8 protein-coding genes are annotated in these 16147 nt (G+C 73.5%); 7 read left to right on the top strand and 1 reads right to left on the bottom strand.

The annotated features are described in order from the left end of the window. Positions 1-105 precede the first annotated feature (105 nt). Positions 106-1812, top strand: coding sequence for a glycerol-3-phosphate dehydrogenase/oxidase (locus B0675_RS12895; protein WP_081218940.1), 1707 nt, complete (start codon positions 106-108; stop codon positions 1810-1812). A 143-nt stretch (positions 1813-1955) separates the two neighbouring features. On the opposite strand, the gene B0675_RS12900 is transcribed toward B0675_RS12895, so the two are convergent. After that, entirely contained in the window at positions 1956-2558 is a 603-nt protein-coding gene (locus B0675_RS12900) for a serine hydrolase (RefSeq protein ID WP_347108719.1), read from the bottom strand. Between the two features lie 473 nt (positions 2559-3031). Between B0675_RS12900 and B0675_RS12905 the strand changes: the two genes are divergently transcribed. From B0675_RS12905 to B0675_RS12930, 6 genes are all read left to right on the top strand, one after another. Beyond that, the gene (locus tag B0675_RS12905) at positions 3032-5221 is read left to right on the top strand and encodes a serine/threonine-protein kinase (RefSeq protein WP_081218941.1); all 2190 of its coding nucleotides are present in this window, start codon (positions 3032-3034) and stop codon (positions 5219-5221) included. A gap of 170 nt (positions 5222-5391) precedes the next feature. Next, the gene (locus B0675_RS12910; RefSeq protein ID WP_081218942.1) at positions 5392-8601 is read left to right on the top strand and encodes a protein kinase; all 3210 of its coding nucleotides are present in this window, start codon (positions 5392-5394) and stop codon (positions 8599-8601) included. A 208-nt stretch (positions 8602-8809) separates the two neighbouring features. Further along, entirely contained in the window at positions 8810-10507 is a 1698-nt protein-coding gene (locus B0675_RS12915) for a serine/threonine-protein kinase (protein ID WP_081218943.1), read from the top strand. 59 nt (positions 10508-10566) lie between these two features. Continuing rightward, positions 10567-12210: a serine/threonine-protein kinase gene (locus B0675_RS12920; RefSeq protein ID WP_081218944.1), complete on the top strand. Its 1644-nt coding sequence runs from the start codon at positions 10567-10569 to the stop codon at positions 12208-12210. Between the two features lie 146 nt (positions 12211-12356). Further along, positions 12357-14069 (top strand): serine/threonine-protein kinase, encoded by a 1713-nt coding sequence (locus tag B0675_RS12925; protein ID WP_081218945.1) that lies wholly within the window; start codon positions 12357-12359, stop codon positions 14067-14069. Positions 14070-14219: 150 nt separating this feature from the next. Then, entirely contained in the window at positions 14220-16058 is a 1839-nt protein-coding gene (locus B0675_RS12930; protein ID WP_241539770.1) for a succinic semialdehyde dehydrogenase, read from the top strand. Positions 16059-16147: the final 89 nt, after the last annotated feature.

Consider the following 16147-nt stretch of genomic DNA (forward strand, 5'->3'; position numbering starts at 1 on the left):
GGACGGTGGCCGAGGAGGGGCAAGACGGTCAGACTTGGGCAGGTGGGGATGTGAGCCGGGCGTCGTCCGGCAGTGCGGCCAGCGCGACAACAGCGGGAGGCAGCGGTGAGGACAGCGACACTGGGGCCGGCGGAGCGAGCCGAGTCACTGGCGGGAATGGCCGAGCGGGAGCTGGACGTGCTGGTGGTGGGCGCGGGTGTGGTCGGCGCGGGCACCGCTCTGGACGCCGTGACACGCGGCCTCTCCACCGGCCTGGTCGAGGCGCGTGACTGGGCCTCCGGGACGTCGAGCAGGTCCAGCAAGCTGATCCACGGAGGACTGCGCTATCTGGAGATGCTCGACTTCGCGCTGGTGCGTGAGGCGCTGAAGGAGCGCGGCCTGCTGCTCGAACGGCTGGCGCCGCACCTCGTGAAGCCCGTCCCGTTCCTGTACCCCCTTCAGCACAAGGGCTGGGAGCGCCTGTACGCGGGTTCGGGCGTCGCGCTCTACGACGCGATGTCGATGGCCCGCGGCCACGGACGCGGCCTGCCCACCCACCGTCACCTCTCCCGCAGCCGCGCCCTGCGCGTCGCTCCGGCCCTGAAGAAGGACGCCCTGGTCGGCGCCCTCCAGTACTACGACGCCCAGATGGACGACGCCCGCTATGTGGCGACCCTGGTGCGCACGGCCGCGGCGTACGGCGCGAAGGTCGCCAACCGCGCCCGGGTCACCGGCTTCCTCCGCGAGGGCGAGCGGGTCGTCGGCGCGAGGGTGCGCGACGTCGAGGGCGGCGGTGAGTACGAGATCCGCGCCAAGCAGGTCGTCAACGCCACGGGGGTGTGGACCGACGACACCCAGGCGCTGGTCGGGGAGCGCGGCCAGTTCCACGTCCGCGCGTCCAAGGGCATCCACCTGGTCGTGCCGAAGGACCGGATCAACTCCTCCACGGGACTGATCCTGCGCACCGAGAAGTCCGTGCTCTTCGTGATCCCCTGGGGCCGCCATTGGATCATCGGCACCACCGACACCGACTGGGACCTCGACAAGGCGCACCCGGCGGCGTCCAGCGCCGACATCGACTATTTGCTGGAACACGTGAACTCGGTGCTCTCCGTCCCCCTCACCCGCGACGACGTCGAAGGGGTGTACGCCGGGCTCCGGCCGCTGCTGGCCGGGGAGTCCGACGCCACCAGCAAGCTGTCGCGCGAGCACACCGTGGCCCACCCGGTGCCGGGGCTCGTCGTGGTGGCGGGCGGCAAGTACACGACCTACCGCGTGATGGCCAAGGACGCCGTGGACGAGGCGGTGCACGGGCTGGACCAGCGCGTCGCCGAATGCGTCACCGAGGAGACCCCGCTGGTGGGCGCCGAGGGATACCACGCGCTGTGGAACGCGCGAGCGCGCATCGCGGCCCGCACCGGCCTCCATGTGGTGCGCGTGGAGCACCTGTTGAACCGCTACGGCTCGCTCGCCGAGGAACTCCTGGACCTCATCGTGGCGGACCCGACGCTCGGCGAACCGCTGCCGGCCGCCGAGGACTACCTCCGGGCCGAGATCGTCTACGCCGCCTCCCACGAGGGCGCCCGTCACCTCGACGACGTGCTGACCCGGCGCACCCGCATCTCCATCGAGACGTTCGACCGCGGCACCCGCAGCGCCCGCGAGGCCGCCGAGTTGATGGCGCCGGTCCTCGGATGGGACAAGGACCAGATCGAGCGCGAGGTCGAGCACTACCAGAAGCGTGTCGAGGCCGAGCGGGAGTCCCAGCGTCAGCCGGACGACCTGACGGCGGACGCGGCGCGGCTCGGAGCGCCGGAGATCGTGTCGTTCTGACCGGCGCGGTGCGGTGGGTGAGGGGCGGCTCCGGACGGGGTCGCCCCTCACCCGTGCTCGCACCGCCACCGGCCGCCGGTTCCCCGCTGCTGTCACTCGAAAGGATGCCGTGAGCTGGGATCTTCGCCCGGGGCCCGGCCGTTCTACGGGGTGCGGGGACAGAACTCGGCGGCGAGCACGGCCGGTTCGAGTGCCGGTCCGTGACCCCGCCCGTGTTCACCCGCCGCGCCGGCCCCGCGCGGGTCGAGCTCGGTGACGTCGGGACCGTCCGCGGTGTACGCGCGGCCGTGCGGCGGGGGCAGGGAGGCATGGGCGCCCGGGAAGGAGGCGCCGGTCGGGCGGAGGGGGGTGATGATGCGTCGCTCGGCCTCGGCGGCGTACGAGCGGCCGGTGTCCTGCTCGACGACCCTGCCGAGCAGGACGTAGTTGGTGTTCGAGCAGGCGAAACGGCCGAGGCCGGTGGGGGGATGGGGGAGCGCGATGCGTGCGGACTGAAGCGGTGTCAGGGGGACGGTGCCCCCGGTGTCCGAGGTGAAGTCGTACAGGCCGCCGATGTGGCGGAGCAGGGCGCGCCGTGGTGCGGCGGCCGTCGTCGCCCGCGCCGCGCACCAGACCGGGCGGACGGTCGTCCACGGAGTCGGACAGGGACAGCCGGTGTCCGGCGGCGAGTTGCGGGACGACCGGCGCGACGAACCTCTTGGTGACGCTTCCCGGGCGGAAGGGGTCGGAGCGGGCGATGCCGACACCCGCGTTCGCGAAGCGGGCGTTCGGCCCCTCGGCGGCGAGCAGCGCGGCGCCCGGAGCGCCTTCGTGGGCCACCAGGCGGGTGAGCGCGGTGTCCGAGGCCGGGTGGCGGGGCCCCGCGAGGCGGCGATGACCGTTTCCAGCAGGCCGGTTTGGGCCATGCCGAGGAGGGCCGGGGTCACGGGTATCGCCACGAGTGTCCGAGGTGTCCGGGGCTGCGGTATCGGCGGCGGTCTCCTTGGCGCGGCCCGGCACGGGGGACGTTTTTGTGCGGGAGGCCAGGTGGGGAGCGTGTGCGGGGCTCCGGGGGCCGGACGGGCGCTCTGGGTGGGGTGCGACCGTTGTGGGGGCGTTGGCGGGGGCCCGTCGTCTCACTGGCTGAGCTGTTGCGGTTCCAGGGCCCCCCAGGGCGTCGGGCACTTGTCGGGTGAGGGACAATGAAGGCTCTGTCAGGGCGGGTTGCATGAGGGGACGCATGTCGGAGGCGGAGCGGGCGGGAGCATCCCGTCAGGACAAGAGCGAACGTCTCCTCGCCGGGCGGTACCGGCTGGGGGATGTTCTCGGCCGCGGCGGCATGGGCACGGTGTGGCGCGCGCAGGACGAGACCCTGGGCCGCACGGTCGCCGTGAAGGAGCTGCGGTTCCCGTCGAGCATCGACGACGAGGAGAAGCGCCGGCTCATCACGCGCACGCTGCGGGAGGCCAAGGCGATCGCGCGGATCCGGAACACGGGCGCGGTCACCGTCTTCGACGTCGTCGACGAGGACAACAGGCCGTGGATCGTGATGGAGCTCATCGAGGGCAAGTCCCTCGCCGAGGCCATCCGTGAGGACGGGGTGCTCACGCCGAAGCGCGCCGCCGAGGTGGGTCTCGCCATCCTCGACGTGCTGCGCGCGGCGCACCGCCAGGGCATCCTGCACCGGGACGTGAAGCCGTCGAACGTGCTGATGTCCGACGACGGCCGCGTCGTGCTCACCGACTTCGGCATCGCGCAGGTGGAGGGCGACCCGTCCATCACCTCGACCGGCATGCTCGTCGGAGCCCCCTCCTACATCTCGCCCGAGCGGGCGCGCGGTCACAAGCCGGGCCCCGCGGCCGACCTGTGGTCGCTGGGCGGACTGCTGTACGCGTCGGTGGAAGGCGTGCCGCCGTACGACAAGGGTTCCGCGATCGCGACGCTCACCGCCGTGATGACGGAGCCGGTGGAGCAGCCGAAGAACGCGGGCCCGCTGGAGAGCGTGATCTACGGTCTGCTCGCCAAGGACCCCGAGCAGCGGCTCGACGACGCGGGCGCCCGCGCCCTGCTGAACGAGGTGCTGCGCGAGCCCGAGCCGAAGGCCGCCGAGCCGGAGCCGTTGGACGCGACGAAGGTCGTGACCCTGCCGCCGGTTCCTGAGGAGGGCCTGGGACGCCGGAGTTCGGGCAGCGGTACGGGCTCCGGAGCCCGGAAGGGCGAGGAGGCGTCCGAGCGGTTGCGCGGGGCGCTGCGTTCGGTGCGCAAGGCGGCTTCGGCCGCCGGAGCCGCCACCGCCGCGGCGACGACGCGTGCGAAAGCCCCGGGCGGGTCCGCGGAGATCTCCGGTGCGCGGAGCGCGGCCGGGACGGCTGACCAGGGCAAGGAAAAGGACAAGGCAAAGGGCACGGGCGGGAGCGCCGGCGCCGCGTCCGGTGGGGCCGCGGCCGCTGACGCCTCCGTGGCGTCTCGGTCCGAGGGGCTGCCGGGGCCCGCGGAGTCGGGCACGTCCGAGGACACCGGTCGTGACGGTTCGTCGGTGAACTCCAGTTCGGCCGGGGAAGCCGGTGCGGCGGGTGCCGCCACGCGGAGCACCTCCGGGTCCGGATGGCCGGCGGCCCCCGAGCGGCGGCCGCGGCCGGTGCCGAAGGCGTCGCTGACGGACGTCGTGCCGCGCCGCACGCTGGTGGTCATCGCCCTCGTGGTGGCGCTGGCGGTGCTCGGCACCGTCCTCGCCCTCACTCTCGGCGGCGGGGACGACAGCGGTACCGAGGACAACAAGGGCGGTGCCGCGCCGACCGCGTCCAGCGGGGCGAGCGCCGGCAGCGACAAGGACTCCGGCACCAAGAACGACGACAAGGACGACAAGGGCTCCGAGCACACCGACAAGGGCGACTCTTCGGGCTCCGGTTCGGGTTCGAAGGAGTCCTCGGGCACCTCGTCGGATCCGAGCGCCGGCGCCTCCGAGGGTTCGGGCGGCGACGACAAGGGCTCGGGCTCCACCGCGGAGTCGACGTACAGGAGCAGTCAGGGGTTCTCGATCGGGCTGCCGAAGGGCTGGAAGTACCAGTCGGCGGACTCCGCCGGGGCGCGGTTCTCCGGGCCCGACGGGCAGCGGCTCCTCGTCGGCTGGACGACGACACCCAAGGACGACCCGGTCGCGGACTGGCGCAACCAGGAGCGCTACATGACGCGCCCCCAGTACACGCGCCTGCGCATAGAGAAGGTGGACTACCGCGGCTGGAACGCGGCCGACTGGGAGTTCACCCACGTGGACGGCGGCACCAAGTACCGGTCGATAGACCGAGGTTTCGTTGTGAACGCGCATCAGGGGTACGCGTTGATGTACACGGCGAAGGCCTCCGCCTGGGACAGCACGCTGCGCAAGGAGACGTGGAAGACGCTGAGTCAGACGTTCCGGCCGAAGTCGTGACGTACCGCTCGCCGAGGTGACGTTCCGCCACGGATGGACGGCCTGAGATCTCGCATCACCGCTCTGCGGGTTGCCTCGGGCACGTATCGTGAGTGGTTGCGGACCGTACGAAGCCGTAACGGGACGCAGGGCGAACGGAATTGACCGACCGGTCGGCTGGGGGAGGCATCGTGGACGAATACGCGGGACGCGTACTCGCGGACCGGTACCGCCTGCCACTGCCGCCGTCCGACGAGTACGAACTCGCCGAGAGCCGAGCCTTCGACACCTACAGCGGGCAGGAAGTCCTGGTGCGGCAGGTGCCGTTGCCGGAGGTCGTCGAGGCCGAGATGCTCGACGCGGACGGCCTGCCCGAGGGTTTCGTCGCGCGGGACGGCGGGGCCCGGCGGGCGTCCGCGCGCACCACGCGCCGGCCCGCCGAACCGGCCGTGCGGCGTGCGATCGAGGCCGCCCAGGCCGCCGCGCAGATTCCCGACCACCCCCGGCTCGACCAGGTCTTCGACGTGTTCGCCGAAGGCGGGTCGCTGTGGATAGTCAGCGAGTTGGTGCCCGCGAGGTCGCTGGCGGCCCTGCTCGCCGAGAAGCCCCTCAGCCCGTACCGAGCCGCTGAGGTCGCCTCCGACGTCCTGACCGCACTGCGGGTCCTGCACGCGCACGGCTGGGTGCACCGGAACATCACCGCGCGCACGGTCCTCGTCTGCGACGACGGCCGCGTGCTGCTGACCGGACTCGCGGCGGGTGCGGCCGAGGAGGCGCTGTGCGGGTACGACCCGGTTCCGGTCCGCGAGGACGACCTCGGAGCTGAGCCCGGCCCCGGGGCCGGGACGGGCACCGAGACCGTCGCCCGCCGAGGCTTCGCGGGGCAGCCGGGGCCCGGCGGCCGGACCGGCCCGGGGGCGCAGCGGGGCACCGGCGACCAGACCGGCCCGCGCGGCCACGGTCCCGCGGGCGGGATCGGATTCGGAGGCGGCACCGCGCACGGGGTCGCCGTCGCGGCCACCTCGGGCGCCGACGCGGAAGAGGCCCGGCGCGCGGCCATCGAGGCCCGTGCCGAGCAGGGCACGCCCGTACCGGGCGAGCCCACGCCAGGAGCACCGGCCCGCGGCCCGCGCGCTCTCGAAGCGGGCGGCCCCGCCCGTCCGGGAGGCCCGCGGCCGGGACCCGGCGAACCGGTCGAGACGCCCGGGGCGGGCGGCCGGGCGGACGGTCCCGGGGGCGACATCCGTGCGGCGCGCGCGGGAGCCATCGCCGCGTACCGCGCGGGAGCGCGAGCCGCCGCCCGCGTGCAGGAGGAGCAGCGGGGCGATCCGCTCGCCCTCCCGGCGCCCCGGCCCGGGGCCGGCGGCGAGCAGGCCCAGGAGACCGAGTCGCACGGGCAGTACCCGCAGCAGGGCCCGTACGGGCAACCGCTTCAGCCGGGGCAGTACGGCGCCGGTCCCTCGCCGTACGGCCAGGGGTACGACCCGGCGGCCGACCCCCAGCAGGCCCCGGGGTACGGCTCCGCGGCCGACCCGCAGCAGACCCAGGCGTACGGCGTTCCCCAACTGCCCGCCCAGGGTGGACAACAGCGTCCGCCCAGCGCGCCCCCCGGCCAGATAGCCGACCCGTACGGAGTCGGCGGCGCCGGCTGGCACGGCGCGCAGCCGCGCTCCGCGCGAGGCCCCGGCGGGGACGGCGGCCAAGGGCGGCCCACGCTTCCGGGTGGAACGGCGGGCCGGCCGGGCCCGGGAGCCACGGGACACCGCAACCCCGCGTTGGGTCCGGCGCAGCAGCAGCGCTCCGCCACGGAGTACGGCGGCCGTCCCGGTGCGCCCGGGCCCGCCGGCGCGCCGGACAGCGGAAGAACGCAGGGCAACCGGGCCCCCGAGGGCTGGGTTCCCGACAACAGTCACGGTCCCGGCGGCCTCCGCGCCACCCAGATCCCGGGGCAGCAGCGCGGTTACCCGGACGCGGGCCACACCGGGGTGCCCGGCACCTCGCCGGCCGCGCCGGTTCCGGACCGCACCCGCGCTCCCGGTGCCCCTCAGCTCGCCGCTCCCGCCTCGCACGGCACCCAGGGTGCGAGCGGTGGATGGGGCGAACTGGTCGCCGGTGCGCCGCCGCGCCGCGGTCCCGCCACCGCGCTCGCCGCCGAGCGGGCACGGCAGGCCCGGATGGCCGTGGTCGGGCCGGTCACCGAACGCTGGGCACCGGAACAGGCCGGCCCCGTCCACGAGAACTGGCAGCTGGCGGCCCCCATCGGCCCCGCCACCGACCTGTGGGCACTGGGCGCCCTGCTCTTCCGCGCCGTACAGGGCCATGCGCCCTACCCGGAGGAGAACACGGCCGAGCTGGTCCAGCTGGTGTGTGCCGAGCCGCCCGCCTTCGCCGAGGAGTGCGGCCCGCTGCGTCCCGTCGTCGAGTCGCTGCTGCGTCAGGACCCCACCGAGCGGCTGGACTTCGAAGAGCTGCGCGGCTGGCTGCGGTCGCTGGTGCGCTCCGCGCCGGAACCCGAGGCAGGGGCGCACGTCGTGGCCGCGCCGCCCGTCGACCCGAGCCGGCTGCCGATCGTCCGGCGTCGGGGCGAGCTGGTCCGCAGGCGCCGCGCCGGACTTCCCGCGACGAGCCCGCACGCCCGGCACAGGCGCGGCAGGCGGGAGGGCTCCGGCAAGCCCCGGAGCCTGGGGCGCAACCTGGTCCTCCTGGTGCTGCTCCTGCTGGTCGCGGCGGTCGCGTACGCGATGGTCTTCCTGCCCAAGGCCGGTGAAGGCGGCACGGACGACCAGGGCACCGGTGCCGTCGGGCAGGTCAGCCCCGCCCCCGACACCGGTGGCGGCACCGACGCGAGCAGCGAGCCGCGGCCCGACCAGACCTCGCCGTCCGCCGACAAGAGCCCGTCGGGGAAGGCGAGTTCGACGTCCGGTGGCAGCGCCGGCGATCCCGATGTCGCACAGGGCTTCACGCTTCGCAAGGACCCCGCGGGATTCCGGGTCGCCGTCGCGAGCGGCTGGGACCGCACGCCGAAGAACGGACGCGGTCAGGTCGTCTACTCCCACGGGGACTTCGAGCTGATCGTCGTCCCGGGCCGGGACAGCACGAGCACCTACGGCAGCGACCCGATGACGTACCAGCGGGAGAGCGAGAAGGAGTTGCAGCCCTTCCGCGACTCGACGTGGGCCACGTCCAGCGGGATGCGGCGCATCGACGTGGGCGGCCGGGTGATGGCCGAGGGTCAGTTCACCTGGCAGGACTCGGCGGGACGTTCGCTCTATGTGCGCAACCTCGCGATCATTACCGGCGGGCACTACCACGTGGTGCAGCTGCGCGGCCCGGAAGCCGAACGCGACGAGGTGACGCGGCTCTACGAGCAGGCTTCCGCCACCTATCAAGTCACCGGCTGAGCAGGCTCCCTGACCGTCCGGCACGGTTCCGGACCGCGTGGGGCCGCGTTCGGGCAGCTGAGGACGGCCGAACACCGAACGGTTCCCTCCCCTACACGGAAGGGAGAACCGTCACAGTGCTGTCTCCGTACGACCCCGCTTGTTCCCTGCGCGGTGACCGATCTTTAGTCTGACCCTGTCAAGACCATTGCGGGGAAACGTGAATCAGATGCAGGGCCTGCTCCTTGCGGGCCGCTACCGGCTTGTGGACTCCATCGGCAGCGGTGGCATGGGCCGGGTGTGGCGTGCGCACGATGAGGTGCTGCACCGCACGGTCGCGGTCAAAGAGCTGACCGCCGCGCTGTACGCAGCCGAGGGCGATCGCGCCCGGCTGCTCGCCCGTACCCACGCCGAGGCGCGGGCCGCGGCCCGGATCAACCACTCGGCCGTCGTCACCATTCACGACGTGCTGGAACACGACAACCGGCCCTGGATCGTCATGGAGCTGGTCGAGGGCAACTCGCTGGCCGACGAGGTCAAGGACCGCGGCAGGATCGAACCGGCCGAGGCGGCGCGGATCGGGCTGTGGGTGCTGCGCGGGCTGCGCGCCGCGCACGCGGCCGGTGTGCTGCACCGCGACGTGAAGCCGGGAAACGTCCTGCTGTCGCCCGACCGGCGTGTGCTGCTCACCGACTTCGGGATCGCGCAGGTCGAGGGCGACACGACCATCACGCGCACCGGCGAGATCGTCGGGTCCGTCGACTACCTCGCGCCCGAGCGGGTGCGCGGCCACGATCCCGGCCCGTCCTCCGACCTGTGGGCCCTCGGGGCCACGCTGTACACGGCGGTGGAGGGACGTTCGCCGTTCCGGCGCACCTCCCCGCTGACCACGATGCAGGCCGTCGTCGACGAGGACCCCGAGCCGCCGCGGAACGCGGGTGCGCTGGAGCCGGTCATCACCGCGCTGCTCAGCAAGGAACCGGAGGCCAGGCCCGGTCCCGCGGAGGCCGAGGAGATGCTCGCCGAGGCCGCCGAGGGCCGCCGCCCGCGGACGGCGCAGGCCCACGTACCGACGGCCCAGCACACGGACACGCGCGTCGACCCGAACGCCGTCCGGGGGAACGGGCCCGGCGGGAACGGTACTCACGGGGGCGGAACCCACGGCGCCCCGTCCTACGGGGGCGGGCCCTATGGACCGTCCACCGGAGGGGCAGGTCCCGCCGGGACCGCGTACCAGCCGCTGCCCGCGCCCGGTGGTCCGGTGCCGGGGAGGCGGCGGCGCGGCCGTACCGTCGCGCTCGTCCTGGTCCTGGCCGCGGTGGTCGGGGGCGGCGGTGCCGTGGTCATGCGGTACGCGGACGACTGGCGGCACGACACCTCGTCCGTCTCGACGGGGGGCAGCAAGGGCACCGGCGACAAGCCGACGCCGACGCCCTCGGACAGCGCGTCCAAGGCGCCCGCCGACAGCCTGCCCAAGGGGTGGGTGCGGGTGAAGGACCCCCTGGGCTTCCGCCTCGCCCTGCCCGGCAAGGACTGGGAGCGCACGGTCAACGGCTCCCAGATCGACTACAGCCCCGACGGCGGCCAGCACTTCGTCCGGATCGCCATCGACGAGTCACCGGACTTCGACGACCCGTACCGCCATCAGCTCGACCTGCAGCAGCAGCTGAAGAAGCTGAAGAACTACACGAGCGACGGTCCCGGGGCCAACACCTTCCGGGACTGCCGCGGCTCCCTCTGGGACTTCACCTGGACCGCCGAGGAGGGCAAGACCGACTTCCCGGGACTGCGCCGCGCGATCGAGGAGACCTACATCTCCCGCAAGGGCGTCGAGTACGCGATCTACATGTCCTCGCCGCTGGAGGACTGGATCGTGACGCGTCAGCAGTTCGGCGCGGTCCTGCGCAGTTGGTCCGAGGCCGGATAACACCCACGGCGACGACACCGCTCCGGAGGGTCTCCGTCCGTTGGTGCATCATGGGGCCCATGGGGACCGAGGGGGAGAACGTCCGTTTGATCGCGGGCCGTTACCGGCTGGAGGCGAGAATCGGCCGGGGCGGCATGGGCGTCGTCTGGCGCGCCACCGACCACCTGCTCGGCCGTCAGGTCGCCGTGAAGGAACTGGTCCTCGACGACTCGCTCTCCGCCGAGGAGACCCGCCTCCAGCGTGACCGCACCCTGCGCGAGGCGCGAGCCGTGGCACAGCTGCACCACCCGCACATCATCGTCGTCCACGACGTCGTCGTGGACGACGAACGCCCGTACATCGTCATGGAGTTGATCGACGGCGGTTCGCTCGCCGAGCGGATCTCGGCGCGCGGTCCCGTCGACGCCCGCGAGGCCGCCCGCATCGGCATCGACCTGCTCGGGGCGCTGCGCCGAGCGCACGAGGCCGGTGTCCTGCACCGCGACCTCAAGCCCGCCAACGTCCTCGTCGAGGCCGGCACCGACCGAGTCGTCCTCACCGACTTCGGGATCGCCCAGGTCGCGGGCGCCACGACGCTCACCGAGACCGGCGCGTTCGTCGGCTCGCCCGAGTACACCGCGCCGGAGCGGATGGCGGGGGCGAGGACCGGACCCGAGTCCGACCTGTGGTCGCTGGGTGCGCTGCTGTGCACGCTGCTGAGCGGCGCGTCCCCCTTCCGCCGTGACTCGCTGGGCGGCATCCTGCACGCGGTCGTCGTCGACGAGATCCGTCCCCCGGCGCAGGCCACGCCCCTGCTGCCCGTCGTGCGGGGCCTGTTGGAGCGCGACCCGGAGCGGCGGATCGACGCGGCCGAGGCGGAGCGGCTGCTGCGGGCCTTCCGTGACACCGGCCGCACCCCGCGATGGTCCGCCCCGTACACGCCCACCCGGCGGGACAATCCGCTGCACCGGCCGGCGCCCAGGCCGTCGCCCTCTTCCGGTACGACGGAGGAACACCCGCCCAAACAGTCCGCGCGGGGTCTGCTGGTCGCCGCCGCGCTGGTCGCCGCGATGGCCGGGGCGGGAGTTTCGGCGGCGGCCCTGCTGATGCACGACGGTGGTGACGGGAACGGCCCGCCGCCCTCGTCGAGCGCGCCCGGCAGTACGACCCGCTCCCCGGGCGAGGGCCCTTCGGCGTCCGGTACCCGTCCGGCGTCGCCCGCCAGCGCCGCCCCCACGGTCACCGGCCGCGAACCCGCGACCGCCACCGGCTCCCGTCCCGCGCCACCCTCCGGATACCGCCTGGCGTCCGATCCGTACGGCTTCGCGCTGGCCGTGCCCGAGGACTTCACCCGGGACCCGCAGGGCGAGCGGGTCTTCTACATGTCACCCGGGCAGGTCTTCCGTCTCGGCGTCAAGGTGTCCGAACCCGCGTCGGGCGGCCCGCTCGGTGTGATGCGCCGGGCGGCGGACAAGGGGTCCTCCACCAACCCGGGCTACCGCGACGGCCGCGTCACCCGGACCACGCGCGGCGGGCACCCCGCCGCCCTCTGGGAGTTCACCTGGGACGGCTTCACCGCGGCGGAGGGTGCCCGGCACACCTACGACCTGTGCTGGGAGGAGGGCGACCGGATGTACGACGTGTGGGTGTCGGCGCCGGTCGGCCGGCTGACGGAGGCGAAGGAGTACTTCGACGTGGCCGTGGACACCTTCGCCCGCACGTGACGGCCCGGTCCTGAACAGGCGTTCGCGGAAGAGCAGTTCACGCATTCCGGCATGAACGGGAGATAAGGGATGGTGCGCGTCACGGGTCTGTGACCGGCGGGCGACAGGGCTGGATACCGACGGCCCCGCCGCGATAGAGATGACCCATGAGCGACAACGGGGGAGTCCCTCACGGGGGCGAAGAACCGACGAGTTTCGGTCTGCAACCACCACGGGCCGCCGCGCCGGGACACCGGCCGGAGGCGCAGGCCGCCGTCCCGTACCCGGGCAATCCGTACGCCACGCCGACCCGGGTCGTCCCGGAGCAGGCGCAGCCGGAGCAGGAGGCGCGTCCGGCGCCGCCCGTGCAGGACCCGGGCGCCGGGCGGCTCATCGCCGGCCGCTACCGGCTGCTCTCCAAGCTCGGCCACGGCGGCATGGGCACGGTGTGGCGCGCCAAGGACGAGACCGTGGACCGCGAGGTCGCCGTCAAGGAACCGCGCGTCCCGGACCATCTTCCCGAGCGTGAACGCGCCAATGTGTACGAGCGGATGCGGCGCGAGGCGCGCGCCGCGGCACGGCTCGACCACCCGGCCGTCGTGAGTGTCCACGATGTCGCGGTCGTGGACGGCCGGCCCTGGATCGTCATGGAGCTGGTGCGCGGCCGGTCGCTCGGTGACGCCCTCCAGGAGGGCACCCTCGGCGTCCGCGAGGCCGCCCGGATCGGCCTGGAGGTGCTCGGTGCGCTGGAGGCGGCGCACGCGGCGGGCGTCCTGCACCGGGACGTCAAGCCCGACAACGTGCTCCTCGGCCGGCACGACCGGGTCGTGCTCACCGACTTCGGGATCGCCCAGATCGAGGGCGAGACCAGCCTCACCGACACCGGCGGCTTCGTCGGCTCGCCCGAGTACATCGCTCCGGAGCGGGTGCTGGGGCAGCGGCCGGGCCCCGCCTCCGACCTCTGGTCGCTCGGCGTGGTGCTCTACACGGCGACCGAGGGCGTCTCGCCGTTCCGTCGCAGCAACACGCCCGCCACGCTCCAGTCGGTCCTCAACTCCACGCCGACGGCGCCCGCCTCGGCCGCGGGCCCGCTCGCCGAGGTGATCAACGGCCTGCTCGCCAAGGACCCCTCGCACCGCCCCGGCGCGGACCGGGTCCGGCGTCTCCTGGAGGAGGCGGCCCGGCCTCCTGCCCCGGCGCCGACGCAGGTGGTCACCGTCGCGAGCCCGACGGGGCCGGCCGGGACCGGCGGCCTCACCGTCCGGCTCGGCCGCAAGGCGCTGATCGGCGTGGGCGCGGCGGTCGTCGCCCTCGCGCTGGCGGCGTACCTGGTGATCGCCGACCCGTTCGCCGGACCGCTGCCCGACGGCTGGAGCAGGCATCACGTGACGGACGTCGCCGCGACGCTGGCGGTGCCGGCCGACTACCAGCAGTCCACGCCGGACCGGTCCTCGGACAAGACGCACTGGGTCACGTACACCGACTGGAGCGGCAGCATCTGGATCGGGCTGACCCTCGCGAAGAAGTCGGAGGACGCGAACAAGGAGATCAAGGACTCCGCGGCGGCCGAGATGTACGCCGACAACGGCGACTTCAAGCAGAGCGGCGAGTACAGCCTGAGCATGCCCGAGGGGCCGCATTCGAAGACCGAGGGCGACACGACCTACCGGGGCAGGAAGTCCGCCGAGAACACGCTGACGTACAAGACCACCGACAGCGAGAACCCGCGCCCGCGCGAGCTGCGGCTCTTCTACTACAAGTCGGCGGCCGGCGACATGTACAAGCTCACGGTCAGCTACCCGGGCAAGGGCGACTTCACCGATCGCGGACGCGAGGTCGCCCGGCAGGCCATCGCGAACCTGGACGTGGACAAGCTGTGAGCGAAAAACTGCGGCACCGGCGATCGCCGTACCGACAACGCCCTGATCAGCGTATTTGCTGCCAGTGATCGCTGGCGGTGTGTGAGTGGTCGGTGAAAGGACGTTACCGACGGGTACCCAAAGGGGGCGAGCGGGCATACCCTGCCGCTCATGACGGACTCGCAGGCCGCGGAGCAGGCCACGGAAAAGACCGGCACCGACGAGACGGCCGCCGCCGACGCGGCAGCCGGAGCCACCGCGCTGCCCGACACGGATCCGGCCCCCGCCGCCGAGGCACCCGACGCGGCGCCGGCAGCGGCCGCCGAGACGCCGGACGCCCAGACGCGGACCGCCGAGACGCCGGACGCCGCGGCGGTCCCGGTCGCCGCCGCCCCGGACGAGGCCGGCGTCAAGACGGCACCCGTCGGCACCAACCCCCTCGCCCCCGCCCCCTCCGGCGCGCGCACCGCGGCGGACGTCGTGACCCCCGAGCTGGTCGCGCAGCTCACCAAGGGAGTCGTCGGGTCCGGACGGACCGCCAACCACACGCCGTTCACCGGCGAGAAGCTGGCCGACCTGCCCGAGTCCACCCCCGAGGACGTGGAGAAGGCCTTCGAGCGGGCCCGCGCCGCCCAGGTCGCCTGGGGTGCCACCCCCGTCCGGCAGCGCGCCGCCGTCCTGCTGCGCTTCCACGACCTCGTGCTCGCCCGCCAGGCCGAGGTGCTGGACCTCATCCAGCTGGAGACGGGCAAGGCCCGGCTGCACGCGCACGAAGAGGTCCAGGCCGTCGTGGTCGCCGCCCGGCACTACGGCCGCAAGGCGCCCGCCTATCTGCGCCCGAAGCGGCACACCGGCGCCGTCCCCACCCTCACCAAGGTCACCGAACTGCGCCACCCGCGCGGTGTCGTCGGGCAGATCGCGCCCTGGAACTACCCGCTGGAGCTGTCGGTCGGCGACGCGCTGCCCGCCTTCGTCGGGGGCAACGCGGTCGTCATGAAGCCCGACACCGAGACCTGCCTGACCGCCCTGTGGGCGCGTGACCTGCTCGTCGAGGCCGGGCTGCCCGCCGAGGTGTTCCAGGTCGTCCTCGGGGACGGGCCCGTCGTCGGACCCGAGGTCGTCCGGCACGCCGACTACGTCTCGTTCACCGGCTCCACCCGCACCGGCCGCGAGGTCGCCCAGGGCGCCGCCGCCCGGCTCGTCGGGGTCTCCCTCGAACTCGGCGGCAAGAACGCGATGGTGGTCCTGGAGGACGCCGACATCGACAAGGCCGCCGCGGGCGCCGTCCGCGCCTGCTTCTCCTCGGCCGGCCAACTCTGCATCTCCATCGAGCGGTTGTACGTCCACGAGTCGGTCGCCGACGCGTTCGCGGAGCGGTTCGCCGCCCGCACCAGGGCCATGCGGCTCGGCACGTCCCTCGCGTACGGGGCGGACATGGGGTCGCTGGTCGGCGAACGCCAGCTGGAGACCGTGACGCGACACGTCGAGGAGGCCGTCGCCAAGGGCGCCACGGTCCTCGCCGGCGGTGTCGCCCGCCCCGACATCGGCCCCTACTTCTTCGAGCCCACCATCCTCGACGGGGTGGAGGCGCCGATGGCCGTCTGCGCCGAGGAGACCTTCGGGCCCGTCGTCTCCCTCTACCGCTTCTCGACCGAGGACGAGGTCGTCGAACTCGCCAACGCCACTCCGTACGGGCTCAATTCGTCCGTCTGGACGAAGGACGGCCGGCGTGGCCGCGCCGTCGCGGCCCGGCTGCGCACCGGCACGGTGAACGTCAACGAGGGGTACGCGCCCGCGTACGGCAGCGTCCAGTCGCCGATGGGCGGCATGAAGGACTCCGGCCTCGGCCGCCGGCACGGCTCCGAGGGCATCCTCAAGTACACCGAGGCGCAGACCGTCGCCCAGCAGCGCCTGCTGCCGATGGCCCCGTCCCTCGGCATGGACGACGAGAAGTACGCGGCGTTCATGAGCCGGAGCCTGAAGGTCATGAAGGCGTTCCGCCTCCGGTAGGCCCCGTCCCGCCCGCCCGGTCCCAACCGTTCTCGACGAGGAGAGCAGCACGTGTCACAGGAGAGCTCTGTCCAGGAACAGCCGGACGC

This window comes from Streptomyces sp. M41(2017), assembly GCF_002078175.1.
Taxonomy (GTDB): domain Bacteria; phylum Actinomycetota; class Actinomycetes; order Streptomycetales; family Streptomycetaceae; genus Streptomyces.

Excerpts from the sequence above, each read along its gene's own strand:
- B0675_RS12905 (WP_081218941.1), top strand. The coding sequence starts at position 3,032 with ATGTCGGAGGCGGAGCGGGCGGGAGCATCCCGTCAGGACAAGAGCGAA.
- B0675_RS12915 (WP_081218943.1), top strand. The coding sequence starts at position 8,810 with ATGCAGGGCCTGCTCCTTGCGGGCCGCTACCGGCTTGTGGACTCCATC.
- B0675_RS12920 (WP_081218944.1), top strand. The coding sequence starts at position 10,567 with ATGGGGACCGAGGGGGAGAACGTCCGTTTGATCGCGGGCCGTTACCGG.
- B0675_RS12925 (WP_081218945.1), top strand. The coding sequence starts at position 12,357 with ATGAGCGACAACGGGGGAGTCCCTCACGGGGGCGAAGAACCGACGAGT.
- B0675_RS12930 (WP_241539770.1), top strand. The coding sequence starts at position 14,220 with ATGACGGACTCGCAGGCCGCGGAGCAGGCCACGGAAAAGACCGGCACC.